We start from the raw sequence: 15,345 nt of genomic DNA on the forward strand, positions 1-15,345 counted from the left end.
AACTCGAGATCGGCGGCGAACGCCAGCGCGTCGAGATCGAGCTGCCCGTCGACCATCCCGCCGCGCAGAAGAGCCGGGTAGCGTTCCGCCCGGGCCGCTGGAAGCTCTTTTCCGATCACGCAGGCAGCGCATCCGCACAGGCGGACACAGAACCCTTCCCGGTACGAGGAAATGCTGCTGCCAGATATCAGACAGCCGCGTATGCAAATAGCGTTGCCTCGATCCCACCGCGTGCGGCGCGCGTTTAGATCGGGTGCGCAAGAGAACGTCGATGAGGCCAATGGCTGATGCGCGCTCGTGATCTCGATATTTGTTGGTTCGAGGAGCCGCTCTGGTACGACGATATCGCGAGCCACGCCCACGCTTGCCTTCAATACGTCGATCCCGATCGCGCTCTGCGAGCGCGGCAGGGGCGCTATTCCTTCACCGCGCCGGTCATCGAGGAGACGTAGTGCTCGACGAAGAACGAATAGAGCACGACGACCGGCAGGGATCCGATCAGCGCGCCCGCCATCAGGGCACCCCACTCATAGACGTCGGAGCGGACGAGTTCGGTGAGCACCCCGACCGGCACGGTCTTGTTTTCGGACGACTGAATGAACGTCAAGGCATAGATGAATTCGTTCCATGACAGGGTGAATGCGAATATGCCCGCCGAGATCAGGCCGGGCACCGACAGGGGCAGCACGATCTTGCTCAGGATCTGCCAGCGGCTTGCCCCGTCGATGAGCGCGCATTCTTCCAGTTCGAAGGGGATGGAGCGGAAGTAACCCATCAGCAGCCAGGTGCAGAAGGGGATCAGGAAGGTCGGGTAGGTGAGGATGAGTGCGAAGGGTGTGTCGTAAAGCCCGAGATTGAACACCATCACCGATAAGGGGATGAACAGTATCGAGGGCGGCACGAGATAGGCGAGGAACACCGCGAGGCCGACCTGCCGTGCCCCGGAGAACCGCAGCCGCTCGATCGCATAGGCCGCGAAAACCGACGCCGCCAGCGACAGGAAAGTGGCGGCGGTCGAGATGATGATCGTGTTGAGTAGCCAGCCCGGATAGGACGTCTCGAAGAGAAGATAGCGGATGTGCTCCAACGTCGGATGCACGACCCAAAGCGGGTTGAAATTGGCATAGTCGGTCATTTCGACATTGGGCTTAACCGCTGTGATCGTCATCCAGTAGAACGGGAACAAAAGCACGATGACGAACACGAGTAGGGGGAGATAGACCGTCACCACACGACGCGGCACGCTCTGCAAATAGCCCATGCCGCCTTCGTCGAGCTGCGGCTGTTTTGTCTTCCTGGTCGCAGCCATGTCAGTCTCCGCCCCCCTGCTGCCATTTGCGGCGCTGCAAGCCGAAATAACTGAACAGGATCGCGGCAAGGAGGAATGGGATCATGGCGACCGCGATCGCGGCGCCCTCGCCGAGCTGGCCGCCCGAAATGCCGCGCTGGAACGACAGCGTCGCCATCAGATGGGTGGCATTTACCGGTCCGCCGCGGGTCAGCACATAGATCAGCTGGAAATCCGTGAAGGTGAACAGCACCGAGAACGTCATGGTGATGGCGATGATGGGGGTGAGCAGCGGCAGCGTCACATGGCGAAACAATTGCCATCGGTTGGCGCCATCGAGCGTGGCGGCCTCGTAAAGCGATTGGGGGATCGTCTGCAAGCCGGCAAGCAGCGTGATGGCCACGAAAGGGATGCCGCGCCAGACATTGGCCGCAATCACCGAAGCGCGTGCGTTCTGCGGATCGCCGAGGAAATTGATGCGGTGGTCGATCAGGCCCATCTGCTGGAGCGCCCAGGACAGGATCGAGAACTGGGAATCGTAAATCCACCAGAAGGCGATTGCCGAGAGCACGGTCGGCACCACCCACGGCAGCAGGACAATCGCGCGGAAGAACGATTTGAAGGGAAGGTTCTGGTTGAGGATGAGCGCCAGCCAGAGGCCGAGCGCGAATTTCAGGATCGAGGCGCTGACGGTGTAGAGCAGGGTATTGAAGACGGCGAGCCAGAAGACGGCGTCGCTCCACAGATATTCATAGTTCTCGATGCCGATGAAGATGCCGGGACGGCCGATGCGGGCATCGGTGAAGCCGAGCCAGACGCCAAGCCCAAGCGGATAGGTCAGGAAGACAAGCAGCAATGCCGCCGCCGGCAGCATGAAGCCGAAGCCAAGCGCGTTCCTGCTCTCGGCCAGGCGCGACAGCATCGAGGAACGCGGCTGAGCGGCGACGGACGGCACGGCCATGGGGCGGGCTCCCTGCAAGGTTCTCGTTGATCGGCCTGGCGGCCGCCCTGCGCTTCCGGAGGGTCCGATAGCGCGGGGCAGAGCCGCCAGGCTCAGCTGGCATGGATCAAACGCGATAATACCGGTTTGCGCGCTTCTCCGCCTCTTCCATTGCCTCCTGGGGCGTGGCCTGTCCCGTGACGGCCTTGGCGAACATGTCGACCAGGACATAGTCGGCCATGGTCGCCGCCGAGGCATAGCCGAGCGGGCCGGCATAGCCGTTGGGCCGCAGCGTTGCCGATGCCTTGGCATAAGCGGCATTGTTCGGGTCGGCTGTCCACACCGGATTGTTGTCGAACGCCTTGAGCGTCTGGCAGCAGTAGCCCGCCGAGGAGGTGATCCAGTCCGGCATTTGCGGGTCCTCGAACATGAATTGCAGATAGGCTTTGGCCGCGTTGGGGTAGGGCGTGTAGTCGAAGATGACGGCCGTGGTCACCTGGAACAGTTCGACGGATTTGCCGACAGGACCGATCGGCAGGTTGGTGGTGCGTATGTCCTTGGCCATTTCTGCCAGCTTCGGATCATTGTCCTTGTTGATCTTGGCCGTGTTGTAGGCGGAAATGCCATTGGCGATCACACTGAGTTCGCCAGCCAGGAAGGCGCGATTGTTGTTGACGTCGAGCCAGCTTTCGGTGCCGGGGATAAAAGTCTTGTAGAGTTCCTGAGCGTATTCGATCGCCTTGAGGGTCTCGGGGCTGTTGATCGTCACCTTGCCGCTCTCGTCGACCATCTGGCCGCCATGGCTCCACAGCAGCCAGTGCGCATAGTTGTTGCCGTCGCCGACACCATGGCCGTGCGTGAAGCCGGCCGGATGCCCCTTCGCCTGCAGGGTCTTGCAAAGTTCGAGGAAGCCTTTCGTGTCCTTGGGGAACTCCGAAAAACCGGCCTCTTTTACCCAGCTTTCCCGATAGACGATGGCGTTTCCGATGGTGGCCAGCGGCAGGCCGATGAATTTGCCTTCCCGGGTCGCATATTGCTTTGGTCCGTCGTGCCAGCCGCCATATTTCGAGCCCAGATACTCGCCCAGTTCCGTCACGTCATGCAGCTTGTCGGGATACTGATGCGGGTCGTCGAACCAGACGAACATCAGATCCGGACCTGAACCGACATTGGCGGCGACCGCTGCCTTGGGACGGATGTCTTCCCAGCTTTCCTTGTCGACACGCACCTCCACGCCCGTCGCTTCGGTGAACCGCTTGGTGTTTTTCAGCCACTGGTCCTCGTCGCCCTGCACGAAAGGCGACCAGCGCAGAAGCCTGAGCTTCGCACCGTCCTCCGGCTTATACTTCAGGCCTTCCTGGGCGAATGCCGGGGAGCCGGCGAAGCGGCTTCCCAAAACGCCAGCAGCGGCGCCGGCCGTCGTGCGGATCACATCACGTCTGGTGAATTTCATGCTCGTTCCTCCTGTTTGTTTCTCTTGCCCTTTGGTCTCTACAGCTTGCTGCGCGTTTGAAGCCGCTGCCCGGTTTCGCCGTGGAAGAGATGAATGAGCCCGGGTTCGGCGGTGAGCCGGATGGTTTCGCCCGGCGTGAAGGAATGACGTTCCCGGAAGTTGGCCACGATCTCTTCACCGCCGGCTGTCCGGCCGATGAGCTGTACCTCCGACCCGGTCGGCTCGATGACCGCGATGGTGACCGCAATGCCCTGATCGGACAGCCGCAAATGCTCGGGCCGTATACCCAGCACCACCGGCTCGCCGCCTTTGACGGACGATGCTGCGTCCAACGGCACGGAAATTCCGCCCGCGCCCCGAAAGGACGGCGACCCGTCCGTCGCGATTTCGCCCCGCAGCAAATTCATGGCGGGCGAGCCGATGAAACTGGCGACGAAGAGATTGTCCGGCCTGTCGTAGAGTTCCAGCGGCGGCCCGATCTGCTCGACGATGCCGTCGTGCATGACCACGATCTTGTCTGCCATGGTCATGGCTTCGATCTGGTCGTGGGTAACATAGACCGTCGTGGTTTTCAGGCGCTGGTGCAGTTCCTTGATCTCGGCGCGCATCTGCACCCTGAGCTTGGCGTCAAGATTGGACAGCGGCTCGTCGAACAGGAAAACCGCCGGATCGCGCACGATCGCCCGCCCCATGGCAACCCGCTGGCGCTGTCCGCCGGAAAGCTGGCGGGGATAGCGCGCCAGCAGCGGCACGAGCCCCAGAATCTCCGCAGCGCGCTGAACGCCGGCGCCGCTCTCAGCCTTCGAAACGCCCTTGAGCATGAGCGAGAACGCCATGTTCTCGGCGACGGTCATATGCGGGTACAGCGCATAGTTCTGGAAGACCATGGCGACGTCGCGTTCCTTCGGCGCAACGTTGTTGACGACACGCTCGCCGATCGCGATCTGGCCCCGCGAAATCTTTTCCAGGCCCGCGATCATCCTGAGCAGGGTTGATTTCCCGCAACCCGACGGCCCGACCAGCGTGACGAATTCGCCGTCGTCGATGTTCACGCTGACGCCGTGCAGAACCTCGACGGTTCCGAATGATTTGTAAACCTCGCTAATCGCGACAGACGCCATCGATCCTCCTCCCGAACGATTCCCGCGACGTCTTCGAAGGAACCGTTGACCTCTCCCGGCGACGGCCTCCAACCTCCATGTGGTCACGCGACACGGCGACGGTAGCGCTACCAAACCTGCCTGTAAAGCAGGCGCTTCGATAAACATCCAGGCTGCATTCCCGGTTGCTCACGGACTGTCCACCACATGGCTGGAGACAGCAGGGAGATCGGCCGCAGGATGGATATCAACCACTTGCACCGTCCGCCGGCCTGGGCAGCCGCGCATGGAATTCGCCGACGATGCCGCGCCGGAAGACAAGCACGCAGACCATGAATATCAGGCCGGTGGCGATGGTCACCGGAAAGCCTGAGGTGGCGAGTGTGTTTTCAAGGCCGACGACGAAGCCGGCGCCGACGACCGGCCCAACCATGGTACCGATGCCGCCAAGCAGCGACATCAGGATCACCTCGCCCGACATCTGCCATGTCACGTCGGTGAGCGTCGCGAACTGGAACACGATTGCCTTGACCGCGCCGGCAAGCCCGGCTAGCGCGGCCGACATGACGAAAGCGGCGAGTTTGTATTTGGCGACGGAATAGCCGAGCGAGATGGCGCGGTTCTCGTTCTCGCGGATCGAGCGCAGGATCATTCCGAAGGGTGAGTTGACGATCCGCCAAATGGCGAAGACGCCGATCAGGAAGATGGCCAGCACGACATAGTACATGTTGACCGTGGCGTTCAAATCGATGATGCCGAAGAGGTTGCCGCGCGGAACGCCCTGGATGCCATCCTCGCCTTGCGTGAACGGTGCCTGCACGCAGAAGAAAAAGAACATCTGCGCCAGCGCCAGCGTGATCATGGCGAAATAGATGCCTTGCCGGCGGATGGCAAAGAAGCCCATGACCAGACCGAGCAGCGCCGCGCCGGCGGTACCCAGCAGAATGCCTGCCTCCGGCGGCCAGCCCCATACCTTGACGGCATGCGCGCAGAAATAGGCTGCGCCGCCGAAGAAGGTCGCGTGGCCGAAGGACAGCAGGCCGGTGTAGCCGAGCAACAGGTTGAAGGCGCAGGCAAACAGCGCAAAGCACAGCATCTTCATGAGGAAGAACGGGTAGACGAAGAACGGCGCGGCGATGAGCGCCAATACCGCCAGCGCCACCAGGGCTCGTTCCAGCCGCACGGAGGCCGCGGCGCGCTTTTCGTGAAGCGTCAACTCGCTCATCTCAGGCGTCCCTTCCAAACAGGCCGGCCGGCCGCAGCAGAAGCACGATCGCCATGATGACGAAGACGACAAGGTTCGACGCCTCGGGATAGAATACCTTGGTCAGGCCCTCCGCAAGGCCGAGCATGTAGCCGGTGACGATGGCGCCCAGGATCGAGCCCATGCCGCCGACCACGACGACGGCGAAGACGACGATGATCAGATCCGACCCCATCAGCGGACTGACCTGGTAGACGGGAGCCGCCAGGATCCCGGCAAGCCCGGCAAGTGCGGCGCCCAGTCCGTAGGTGAGTGTCAAAAGCAGTGGCACGTTGACGCCGAAAGCCTGGACCAGTTCTGGGTTTTCGGTCGCGGCGCGCAGATAGGAACCAAGCCTGGTCTTCTCGATCAAAAGCCATGTGCCCAGGCAGACGAGAAGCGATGCCAGCACCACCCAGCCGCGATAGTTGGGCAGGAACATGAAGCCGAGATTGGTGCCGCCCGCAAGCAGCGCCGGCACGGCATAGGGATTTCCCGAGACGCCGTAATAATACCGAAAGACGCCCTCGATGACCAAGGCCAGGCCGAAGGTGAAGAGCAGGCCGTAGAGAGGGTCGAGCTGGTAGAGCCGCGAGAGCGCTGCACGCTCGACCACAATGCCGAACAGCCCGACGGCGAGCGGCACCAGGATCAGCGCCGGCCAATAGCCGATGCCGAGATGGACAAGCAGCAGATAGCCGATGAAGGCGCCAAGCATGTAGAGCGCGCCGTGGGCAAAATTGATGATGCGCAGCAGGCCGAAGATGACGGCGAGGCCAAGGCTCAGCATCGCGTAGAAGGAACCGTTGATCAGCCCGACCAGCAACTGCCCGAGAAAGGCCTGGATGGGGATGCCGAAGATCATCGTCATGGCGCCATCATACTCCGAGCACCTCGTGCAGTTGAGCGTCGTGGGCGGCCAGTTCGCCGACCGGAAACCCGCTCAGCACCTTGCCGTGCTCCATCAGGTAGAAGCGGTCGGCAATGCGGGCGGCGAAGCGGAAATTCTGCTCCACGAGCAGGATCGTCATGCCGCGCTTCTTCAACGTCGCAAGCAATTCGCCGATGCGTTGGACGATGACCGGCGCCAGGCCTTCGGTCGGCTCGTCGAGGAGCAGCATCCGGACACCCGTCCTCAGGATGCGGGCGATCGCCAGCATCTGCTGCTCGCCGCCGGATAGCCTGGTGCCCGGGCTGTTACGGCGCTCCTTCAGGTTGGGGAAGAGCTCGAAGATCTCCTCGACGCTCATGCCGCCCTCGGCCACCACCGGCGGCAGGATCAGGTTCTCGTCGACTGTCAGCGTGGCGAAGATGCCGCGCTCCTCGGGAACGAAACCGATGCCTTGGTGGGCGACACGGTGCAAGGGCAGGCCGATCAAGTCGTTGCCGTTGAAGACGACACTGCCGGTGCGCTTGCGGATCAGCCCCATGATGGCGCGCAGCGTCGTGGTCTTGCCGACGCCGTTCCGGCCAAGCAGCGTCACGGTTTCGCCGCGGAACACATCGAGGTCGACGCCGTGCAGCGCGTGGCCCTCGCCGTACCAGGCATGCAGATCGCGCACGGCAAGCAGCGGCTCACTCATGCTCGGTTCCCATATAGGCTATCCGGACGCGTTCATCCTGGCTGACCGTCGGATAGTCGCCTGCGGCGAGCACCTTGCCGCGCTGCATCACGGTGATCCAGTCGCAAAGATCGGCAACGACGGTCAGATTGTGCTCTACCATGAGCACGGCCCGATCGCGGGCCAAGGCGCGGATGATCCCGGAGATCATGCTGACATCCTCGTGCCCCATGCCGGCCATCGGCTCGTCGAGCAGCAGCACCTTTGGATCGAGTGCCAGCGTGGTGGCGATCTCGAGCACGCGCTTGCGGCCATAGGAGAGATCGCCGGCGAGCCGGTGCGCCGCGTCGTCGAGGCCGACCGTGCCGAGAAGTTCGCGCGCCCGCGGCGTCAGTTGGTCGAGCGCCGAAAGCGGGCGCCAGAACTGGAAGCCCAGCCCGCCTGGCCGCTGCAGCGCGACGCGCACATTGTCGAGCACGCTCAGATGCGGAAAGATCGCCGATATCTGGAACGAGCGCACGAGGCCCATCCGCGCCACCCTGGCCGGCGGTGTCCGGGTAATATCGGTGCCGAGCAGTTCGATCGTGCCGCTGGTCGGCTGGAGGAACTTGGTCAAAAGGTTGAAAATCGTGGTCTTGCCGGCGCCGTTCGGCCCGATCAAGGCGTGAATCCTGCCGTGATGAACGTCGAGATCGACATCCTTCACCGCAACGAACCCGGCGAAATCGCGCCTGAGGCCGCGGGCGGAAAGCACCACCCGCGGCACGGTCACATCGCCGTCAGGCCTGACGGCCGCGGCGGTTGCCGTCGTCACTTGCTGACGAGCGGGCAGCCGCTATCCGTGGCCTTCATGAAGGCCTGGTCGCCCGGAATGGTCGCAAGATAGGTGTAGTAGTCCCAATCCTTCTTGCTCTCCTCGGGCTTCTTGACCTGATACAGGTACATGTCATGCACCATGGAGCCGTCGGCTTGCACCTTGCCGTTGGCGGTGAAGACGTCATTGACCGGCATCGAATGCAATTCCTTGGCCACCGCTTCGGTTTCGTCGGTGCCGGCCTTGTCGATGGCCTTGAGATACTGCGACACCGCCGAATAGGTCCCGGCCTGGATCATGTTCGGCATCCTGCCGGTGCGTTTGAAGAAGCGGTTGGCGAACTCGCGGCTCTTGTCGTCGCGATCCCAGTAATAGCCTTCGGTCAGCACGACGCCCTGGGCCGCCTGCAAGCCGAGGCCATGCACTTCGGCCAGCGTGAATAGAAGGGCCGCGAGCCGCTGGCCGCCGGCGACGATGCCGAATTCGGCCGCCTGCTTGATCGAGTTGGAAGTGTCGAGACCGGCATTGGCAAGGCCGACGATCTTGGCGCCGGAGGATTGCGCCTGCAGCAGGAAAGATGAGTAGTCGGTCGAGCCGAGCGGATAGCGCACTTCACCAAGCACCTTGCCGCCGCGATCCTTGACGAGCTTGGCGGTCTGCTCCTCGAGCGAATAGCCGAAGGCGTAGTCGACGGTGATGAAATACCAGCTGTCGCCGCCTTGCTGCACCAGGGCACCGCCTGTGCCGACGGCCTGGGAATGGGTGTCGTAGGCCCAATGGAAACCATAGGGCGAGCACTGCTTGCCGGTCAGGTCGGTCGCAGCCGCGCCGGTGACGATGTCGATCTTCTTCTTTTCCTTGGAAAGTCCCTGCACGGCGAGCGCCACCGAGGAGGTGGTCAGTTCCATTATGGCATCGACCTGCTCGGTGTCGTACCACTGGCGCGCGATGTTGGAGGCGATGTCCGGCTTGTTCTGGTGGTCGGCGCTGATGACCTCGATAGGCGCATTCTGGACCTTGCCGCCGAAATCCTCGACAGCCATCTTGGCCGCCTCGACGGACCATTTGCCGCCGAAATCGGCATAGACACCCGACTGGTCGTTGAGGATGCCGATCTTGACCTTGCCGTCGGAAATTTCGGCTGCTGCCGCTGGCATCGCGGTCCCCACAAGCAGCGCGGCTGAGATGAGATAGGATGCTTTCACTGGTATTTCCTCCCTTGTGGCCACTGTCGAAAACGCCCATTGCGGCCCTGTGACGGCCTCGAGTGCACCGTCTGGTCCCGCGTGAAGAATACGTCCTGTGCTCGCCACAGCTCCAACGTGCCAGGACACATGGTCACAAGCGCACATTCGGAATGCACAGAGATTCGTAACATCGACATGGAACGTCGAGAACCACTATTTTCGTATCAGGCGCACCGGTAGCGGTGTGCGCTGCTGGCTAGGACTTGTCGCGCGCTATCAGCACGATCTTTGCCGGATCGAAATCGACCGCGACGACGCTGCCTTCCGGGAGGGCGGGTGTGACGACCGGCGATGTCGCGAACAGCTCGACCGCCGGATCGTCTATCGCGACGCGGTATTCCATGTGGTCGCCGAGATAAGAACTCTTCACCACGCGCCCTCTCATCCCGCCGGCTGCCGGCTGGCCGGCGACGAGGCGCACGGCATTCGGCCGGACGGCCAGCACCGCCGGCCCCGCCGCGATGCCACGATGCCGCATGTCGAGCCGCAGCGGCCCGACTTTTACCTCGGCATTCGTCCCATTGCTGGCGAGAACCTCGACATCGAGCAGGTTGGCGTCGCCCATGAAATCGGCGATGAAAGAGTTCCTGGGTTCGTTGTAGAGGTCGCGCGGGGTCCCGTCCTGAGCGACGCGGGCAGCGTTCATGACGATGATGCGATCGGACACGGCCAGCGCCTCTTCCTGGTCATGCGTCACATAGACCACGGTCAGCGCGAGGTCCTGCTGAAGACCGCGGATTTCATCGCGCACGCGCCGGCGCAGCTTGGCATCGAGATTGGACAGCGGCTCGTCGAACAAAAGCACCTTCGGCTCCAGCACGATGGCGCGCGCCACGGCCACGCGCTGCTGTTGGCCGCCCGAAAGTTCGCTCGGCAGGCGCTTCTCGTAGCCGGACAGGCCGACCTGTGCCAGCTTCTCGGCGGCGCGCCCTGCGGCCTCGACCTTGCCGAGCCCCGTCGCCCGCAGGCCGTAGCTGACATTTTCCATGACGTTCATGTGCGGGAACAGCGCATAGGACTGGAAGACCATGCTGACGTCGCGCTCGGCGGCTGACAGCAAAGTGACGTCCTTGCCGTCGATGGCGATGCGCCCGTGGCTTGCGTGCTCCAGCCCGGCAATCAGCCTGAGCGTCGTCGTCTTGCCGCAGCCGGAGGGTCCAAGCAGCGTCACCAGGCTGGCCGGTGCGATGTCGAAGCTGACATTGTCGACGGCAGTGACGGCGCCGTATTTCTTGGTGACGCCCTCGAAACGCACTGCCGGTCTGTCCACCACGCCGGGGGCAGCGTTCTTCGCCGTTTGATCCATACGCTTCTCCCGATCAGATTGGTGCCACGACGGCTTGCGCTTCGGCCCGGCGCCGGCCAAGCCGGCGTTCCCCGACCAGCAGCTGGATGCCGATCAGAATGATCATCATGACGACGATCAGCACCGCCGAATAGACGATGGCGATGCCGTATTCGCCGACATCGGCTCGCCCGACAATGTAGACGGTGGCGAGATTGAAGCGGCCGGTCGCCAGGAAGATGACGGCGCTGACCGCGGTCACCGCACGCACGAAACTGTAGATCATCGCGGTCACGATAGCCGGCTTCAGGATCGGCAGGATCACCCGCCGCAAGGTGGCGAAGGAACGCGCCCCCAGTGTTAGCGATGCCTCGTCCAGGCTCTTGTCGATCTGCCCAAGATTGGCGAGGCCCGCACGGATCGCCACCGGCATATTGCGGAAGATGAACGAGATGACGATGATCAGTCCGGTGCCGGTCAACTGCACCGGCGGCACGTTGAAGGCGAGGATATAGCTGACGCCGACGACCGTGCCGGGAATGGCAAAGCTCATCATGGCGAGGAATTCGAACATCGTGCGCCCGGCGAAATGCTGCCGGTCGAGCAGATAGGCGGTCAGGATGCCGAGCGCGGCGGTGAACGGCATCGCCACCAGCGCAAGGCCGATGGTCATCAGCAGCGACGGCCAGGCCGACCCGCTCAGGAACCAGCCATTGACGCCTTTCTCGACGGAGAAAGCGGTGAGGAAATATTCGAGAGTCGGCGTGTTGTCGCGGCCGATCGATTGCACGAAGCCGCCGCCCAGGATGATGCCATAGACCACGACGGTCAGAAGCAACCAGGGAATGACGGCGGCGTAGCAGCCGATGCGCAAGCCCTTGGGCAGCGTGGCCGGCACACCGCCATCGCCCTTGCCGGCGACGGTGACGTAGCTGCGGCTGCCGATCCAGCGGCGCTGGATGACGAAAGCGGCGAGCGTGAATCCCAGAAGCACGATCGCCAGCACCGCCGCACGGCCTTGATCATGCGCAGCGCCCACCACCGCAAAGAAGATGTCCGTCGACAGCACGTTGAAGTTGCCGCCCAGCACCAGCGGGTTGGCAAAGTCGGCCATGCTCTCGATGAACGAGATCAGGAAGGCGCTGGCCAGCCCCGGGCGGATCAGCGGCCAGGTGATTGTGCTGAAAGTGCGCCAACGGCTGGCGCGCAAGGTCTGCGAGGCCTCCTCCATGCTCGGGCTGACGCCCTGCAGCACGCCGGCCAGGACCAGGAAGGCGATCGGCGTGAAGGCCAGCACTTGCGCGATGGTGATGCCGGCCATGCCGTAGATCCAGCGGCTGCGCGGAATACCGAGATGTTCGGACAAAAGGTTGGTGACGATGCCGGCCCGACCGAACAACAGGATCAGCGCCAGGCCGATGACGAAAGGCGGCGTGATGATCGGCAGGATGGAGAGGCCGCGCAGCAGCCATTTGGCAGGCAGCCTGGTGCGCAGCGCAATCAGCGCCAGCGCCAGGCCCAGCGCCGTGCAGAAGAATCCGACCAGCACCGCGATCGCCGCCGTATTCCACGCCACGCCGCAGGAACCGTCGCCGTAGAGGCAGCGCAGGCTCCAGATGTTGGCACTGAACAGCTTTTCGGCAAACAGGGCCGGCACGATATTGCCGTCATTGTCCTCGATGGCGGAAGCGAGGATCGACAACAGCGGATAGGCCACGAACAGGATCAGCGAAGCGATCACGACCAGCAGCGAGCCGACGACAAAGCGATCGCCTTTGCACCAGCCACGCGCGGCCAGCGCCTCGGCGATGAACATCAGCATCGCCACCGCGTACAGCACGGCACCCCAGCCGAGCCCCGGCTGCACCGGCCCAGGCGTACTGGCGAGATGCCCAAGCCAGGCAAACCCCCAACCCGAATGGATGATGGAAAAACCCTCGATCGCCAGCCAGGCGAGGCCGGCTGCGCCCGCCGTCGCCAGGCCGGGGAGGTTCCGGCGCGCGACGAGCCAGCTTGCCAGGAGAAGTGGCAGGATCAAGGGAAGCAGCCAGAGCCGGCCGTTCAGCGACAGCAGGATCGCTGGTGCCGCCTCCGCCGGACGCGCCAGCCAGTCAAAGGAAAGCAAGCCGCCTTCGACTTTGTACCATGGCAGCACAATGAAGCTCGCCCATGCCAGCGCCAGCCATCCGGCGGCACTGCGCCCCGGGAGGTCATTGGCCATGGGATAGGGCGAAGCCCGTGCCATTCGACATCTTCCTTCGGTATGGTCGGGGTTCCGCCGGCTGCCCCGCAGGCAGCCGGCGGATCGGCCATGCGGACCAGATCAGCCGCCGTTGCGGACCTCATCGGTGAATTTCTTCAACAGCCGCTTGCGCTCCGCTGATGATCCATATTTGGCGAAGTCATAGTCGATCAGCTTGATCTTGCTGAGGTCCGGCGCCTCGGGCGGCACCGGGGTGCCCGTGTTCGACGGGATCTGGTAGCTGCCGTTCGGAGCCGCCAGTTTCTGCGCGTCTGGCGTCAGCGCCCAGTCGTAGAATTTCCGCGCCTCGTCGATATGCTTGGCCCCGGCAACAATGCTCATCGACCCGATCTCGAAGCCGGTGCCTTCACAGGGCGAGACCACCTTGACGGCCGGATTCTGCTTGGCGGCGTTGAGGACGTCGTGCTGGAAGGAAATGCCGACCAGCGTCTCGCCCTTGCCCACGGCGAGCGCGGGTGCGGCGCCCGCCTTGGTGTATTCGGCGATGTTCTTGTTGAGCTGCTTGAGATAGTCGAAAGCCTTGTCCTCGCCCATCAGCTGGACGATTGTCGCCAGCATCGTCCAGGCAGTACCCGAGGAATTGGGATCGGCCATCTCGATCTCGCCCTGGAAATCGGGCTTGACCAGATCCGCCCAGCAGGCCGGCGCCGTCAGGCCGCGCTGTTTCAGGTCTTCCTCGTTGTAGCCGTAGCCAAGCGCGCCAAGATAGATGCCGACGGTGCGGTTCTTGGCCCGTTCGGCCTGCCTCAGCGCCCAGTCGCGCAGGTTCGCCAGCTGCGGCGACTTGTATTCCTGGGTGAGACCTTCTTCCGCCGCCTGAAGATGCGGGTCGCCCGTGCCGCCCCACCAGATATCGGCTTGCGGATTGTCCTTCTCGGCCCGCAGGCGCGCGTAGATCTCGCCGGCGCTCATGCGGGTCATGTCGACGCTGACGCCGGTTTCCTTCTGGTAGGTCGTGGCCATGGCCCGGCACCAGGCCTCGTCGACGCCGCAATACATCACCAGGTTGCGATCCGCCGCATGGGCGCCCCCGGCCAGCCCGAAAATGGCCAGCGCCGCTAGGCCAAGCCATGTCCTGCCTTGTCTGCGATCAAATGGACCTTTCATCGATAATTCCTCCCTTCATGCTCTTTGGAATTGATTATTCGTCGTCGAGCGGCACTCCGATCACCTGGGACAATCTCGCCGCCACGCCCGGCGCCGCAGCAAGCACCGGATTGCCCTTCGCCATGCCGTCGCCGTCGAGAAAGCGGTTGACGCGCCCGCCTGCTTCCTCGACCAGCAGCAATCCGGCCAGGCAGTCCCATGCATTGATATGAAGCTCGGCATAGGCATCCGAGCGGCCGTCGGCCACATAGGCAAGGCCCAGCGCCCCCGAACCGGAGCGGCGCACATTGGCGCCCAGGGACCAGACCAGGGCCACCTTGTCCAGGTAGTCGCGGTTGGGAATCCGCGGCGACCAGCCGAACTCCACGGAGGCGCGGTCGAAGGCCTGGGTGCGCGAAACATGGATCGCCGTGCCGTTGCGTGTCGCACCGTGCCCGCGGCGGGCAAAATAGACCTCCCCAATGGCCGGATTGGCGATGCCGCCGATCTCGCTGCGGCCGTCCTGGACGAAGGCGATCGAAACGCAGAAATGCGGAATGCCGCGCATGAAATTCGCCGTGCCGTCGATCGGGTCGACGACCCACATTCGATCAGAGCCGCCGCTGCCGCCGGTTTCCTCGCCCAAAAACCCGTCCTCCGGAAAGGCCGCGGCCAATGTCGTGCGGATGTGATGCTCGACCTTGCCGTCGGTCTCGGTCAGGAAATCCTGCGGCCCCTTCATCTCCACAGGCTGCGCGGCGTCGATTTGGCTGTAGCCCTGCATCGCCATGTTTCCCGACGACAGGAGCAGTTGCCGGCAAACATCGGCGCGCCTGTCGAGTTCGGCTTCGGACATCCGGCTCGCTTTCGACTGCACCGCTACGCTGTTCATGCTGTTCGTCCAGGCAATGGCAGCTCCGATGCGGTCTGCGAAGAAATGGGCAAGGTAGCCTCCGGCGCCGGTTTCATGCACGGCTGTGCAAAGCTGTTTCATTTACACATGTGTGTCAAGGGCAGCGGTGACGCCTGTGACCGGCTTGCGCTATGCTGCACGTGCGTGCAAA

At 63.2% G+C, this 15,345-nt stretch carries 13 protein-coding genes and 2 pseudogenes; 2 read left to right on the plus strand and 13 right to left on the minus strand.

From position 1 onward, the window contains the following. Both LB533_RS28920 and LB533_RS30245 read left to right on the plus strand, forming a co-directional pair. Positions 1-248, plus strand: a pseudogene (locus tag LB533_RS28920) (hypothetical protein); the annotation flags it as partial. A 45-nt stretch (positions 249-293) separates the two neighbouring features. After that, positions 294-405 (plus strand): annotated as a pseudogene (locus LB533_RS30245) (enolase C-terminal domain-like protein); the annotation flags it as partial. Positions 406-415: 10 nt separating this feature from the next. Here LB533_RS30245 and LB533_RS28925 read toward each other — a convergent pair. The 13 genes from LB533_RS28925 to LB533_RS28985 form a co-directional block, all read right to left on the minus strand. Then, on the minus strand, positions 416-1,309 hold the full coding sequence (locus LB533_RS28925) for a carbohydrate ABC transporter permease (RefSeq protein WP_140642448.1): 894 nt from the start codon (positions 1,307-1,309) through the stop codon (positions 416-418). A gap of 1 nt (position 1,310) precedes the next feature. Further along, positions 1,311-2,210: a carbohydrate ABC transporter permease gene (locus tag LB533_RS28930; RefSeq protein ID WP_411908888.1), complete on the minus strand. Its 900-nt coding sequence runs from the start codon at positions 2,208-2,210 to the stop codon at positions 1,311-1,313. 145 nt (positions 2,211-2,355) lie between these two features. Beyond that, positions 2,356-3,681 (minus strand): ABC transporter substrate-binding protein, encoded by a 1,326-nt coding sequence (locus tag LB533_RS28935; RefSeq protein ID WP_224678784.1) that lies wholly within the window; start codon positions 3,679-3,681, stop codon positions 2,356-2,358. 38 nt (positions 3,682-3,719) lie between these two features. Continuing rightward, positions 3,720-4,802, minus strand: coding sequence for an ABC transporter ATP-binding protein (locus tag LB533_RS28940; RefSeq protein ID WP_224678811.1), 1,083 nt, complete (start codon positions 4,800-4,802; stop codon positions 3,720-3,722). Positions 4,803-5,028: 226 nt separating this feature from the next. After that, entirely contained in the window at positions 5,029-6,006 is a 978-nt protein-coding gene (locus LB533_RS28945; RefSeq protein WP_224678785.1) for a branched-chain amino acid ABC transporter permease, read from the minus strand. Between the two features lies 1 nt (position 6,007). Beyond that, entirely contained in the window at positions 6,008-6,895 is an 888-nt protein-coding gene (locus tag LB533_RS28950; RefSeq protein ID WP_140498405.1) for a branched-chain amino acid ABC transporter permease, read from the minus strand. A 7-nt stretch (positions 6,896-6,902) separates the two neighbouring features. Further along, complete coding sequence (locus LB533_RS28955; RefSeq protein WP_224678786.1) at positions 6,903-7,607, minus strand: ABC transporter ATP-binding protein; 705 nt, start codon at positions 7,605-7,607, stop codon at positions 6,903-6,905. Further along, positions 7,600-8,400 carry an ABC transporter ATP-binding protein gene (locus LB533_RS28960; protein ID WP_181169469.1) on the minus strand — a complete coding sequence of 267 codons (801 nt, stop codon included), beginning with the start codon at positions 8,398-8,400 and terminating at the stop codon, positions 7,600-7,602. The genes LB533_RS28955 and LB533_RS28960 overlap by 8 nt, the downstream gene beginning before the upstream one ends. Further along, entirely contained in the window at positions 8,397-9,605 is a 1,209-nt protein-coding gene (locus LB533_RS28965) for an ABC transporter substrate-binding protein (RefSeq protein WP_140498402.1), read from the minus strand. Before LB533_RS28965 ends, LB533_RS28960 begins: the two co-directional genes overlap by 4 nt. Before the next feature lie 238 nt (positions 9,606-9,843). Further along, positions 9,844-10,953: an ABC transporter ATP-binding protein gene (locus LB533_RS28970; protein WP_224678787.1), complete on the minus strand. Its 1,110-nt coding sequence runs from the start codon at positions 10,951-10,953 to the stop codon at positions 9,844-9,846. Positions 10,954-10,966: 13 nt separating this feature from the next. Further along, positions 10,967-13,177 (minus strand): ABC transporter permease, encoded by a 2,211-nt coding sequence (locus tag LB533_RS28975; protein ID WP_224557134.1) that lies wholly within the window; start codon positions 13,175-13,177, stop codon positions 10,967-10,969. A gap of 78 nt (positions 13,178-13,255) precedes the next feature. Next, the gene (locus tag LB533_RS28980) at positions 13,256-14,302 is read right to left on the minus strand and encodes an ABC transporter substrate-binding protein (protein ID WP_224678788.1); all 1,047 of its coding nucleotides are present in this window, start codon (positions 14,300-14,302) and stop codon (positions 13,256-13,258) included. A 34-nt stretch (positions 14,303-14,336) separates the two neighbouring features. Then, the gene (locus LB533_RS28985; protein ID WP_140642458.1) at positions 14,337-15,173 is read right to left on the minus strand and encodes an inositol monophosphatase family protein; all 837 of its coding nucleotides are present in this window, start codon (positions 15,171-15,173) and stop codon (positions 14,337-14,339) included. Between the last annotated feature and the right edge of the window lie 172 nt (positions 15,174-15,345).

Origin of the sequence: Mesorhizobium sp. BR1-1-13 (assembly GCF_020165515.1) — a bacterium.
Taxonomy (GTDB): Bacteria; Pseudomonadota; Alphaproteobacteria; order Rhizobiales; family Rhizobiaceae; genus Mesorhizobium.

Bases quoted from the DNA above. Each gene is read 5' to 3' on its own strand.
- LB533_RS28935 (WP_224678784.1), bottom strand. From the start codon at position 3,681: ATGAAATTCACCAGACGTGATGTGATCCGCACGACGGCCGGCGCCGCT.
- LB533_RS28950 (WP_140498405.1), bottom strand. From the start codon at position 6,895: ATGACGATGATCTTCGGCATCCCCATCCAGGCCTTTCTCGGGCAGTTG.
- LB533_RS28940 (WP_224678811.1), bottom strand. From the start codon at position 4,802: ATGGCGTCTGTCGCGATTAGCGAGGTTTACAAATCATTCGGAACCGTC.
- LB533_RS28930 (WP_411908888.1), bottom strand. From the start codon at position 2,210: ATGCTGTCGCGCCTGGCCGAGAGCAGGAACGCGCTTGGCTTCGGCTTC.
- LB533_RS28970 (WP_224678787.1), bottom strand. From the start codon at position 10,953: ATGGATCAAACGGCGAAGAACGCTGCCCCCGGCGTGGTGGACAGACCG.
- LB533_RS28980 (WP_224678788.1), bottom strand. From the start codon at position 14,302: ATGAAAGGTCCATTTGATCGCAGACAAGGCAGGACATGGCTTGGCCTA.
- LB533_RS28975 (WP_224557134.1), bottom strand. From the start codon at position 13,177: ATGGCACGGGCTTCGCCCTATCCCATGGCCAATGACCTCCCGGGGCGC.
- LB533_RS28925 (WP_140642448.1), bottom strand. From the start codon at position 1,309: ATGGCTGCGACCAGGAAGACAAAACAGCCGCAGCTCGACGAAGGCGGC.
- LB533_RS28985 (WP_140642458.1), bottom strand. From the start codon at position 15,173: ATGAACAGCGTAGCGGTGCAGTCGAAAGCGAGCCGGATGTCCGAAGCC.
- LB533_RS28945 (WP_224678785.1), bottom strand. From the start codon at position 6,006: ATGAGCGAGTTGACGCTTCACGAAAAGCGCGCCGCGGCCTCCGTGCGG.
- LB533_RS28955 (WP_224678786.1), bottom strand. From the start codon at position 7,607: ATGAGTGAGCCGCTGCTTGCCGTGCGCGATCTGCATGCCTGGTACGGC.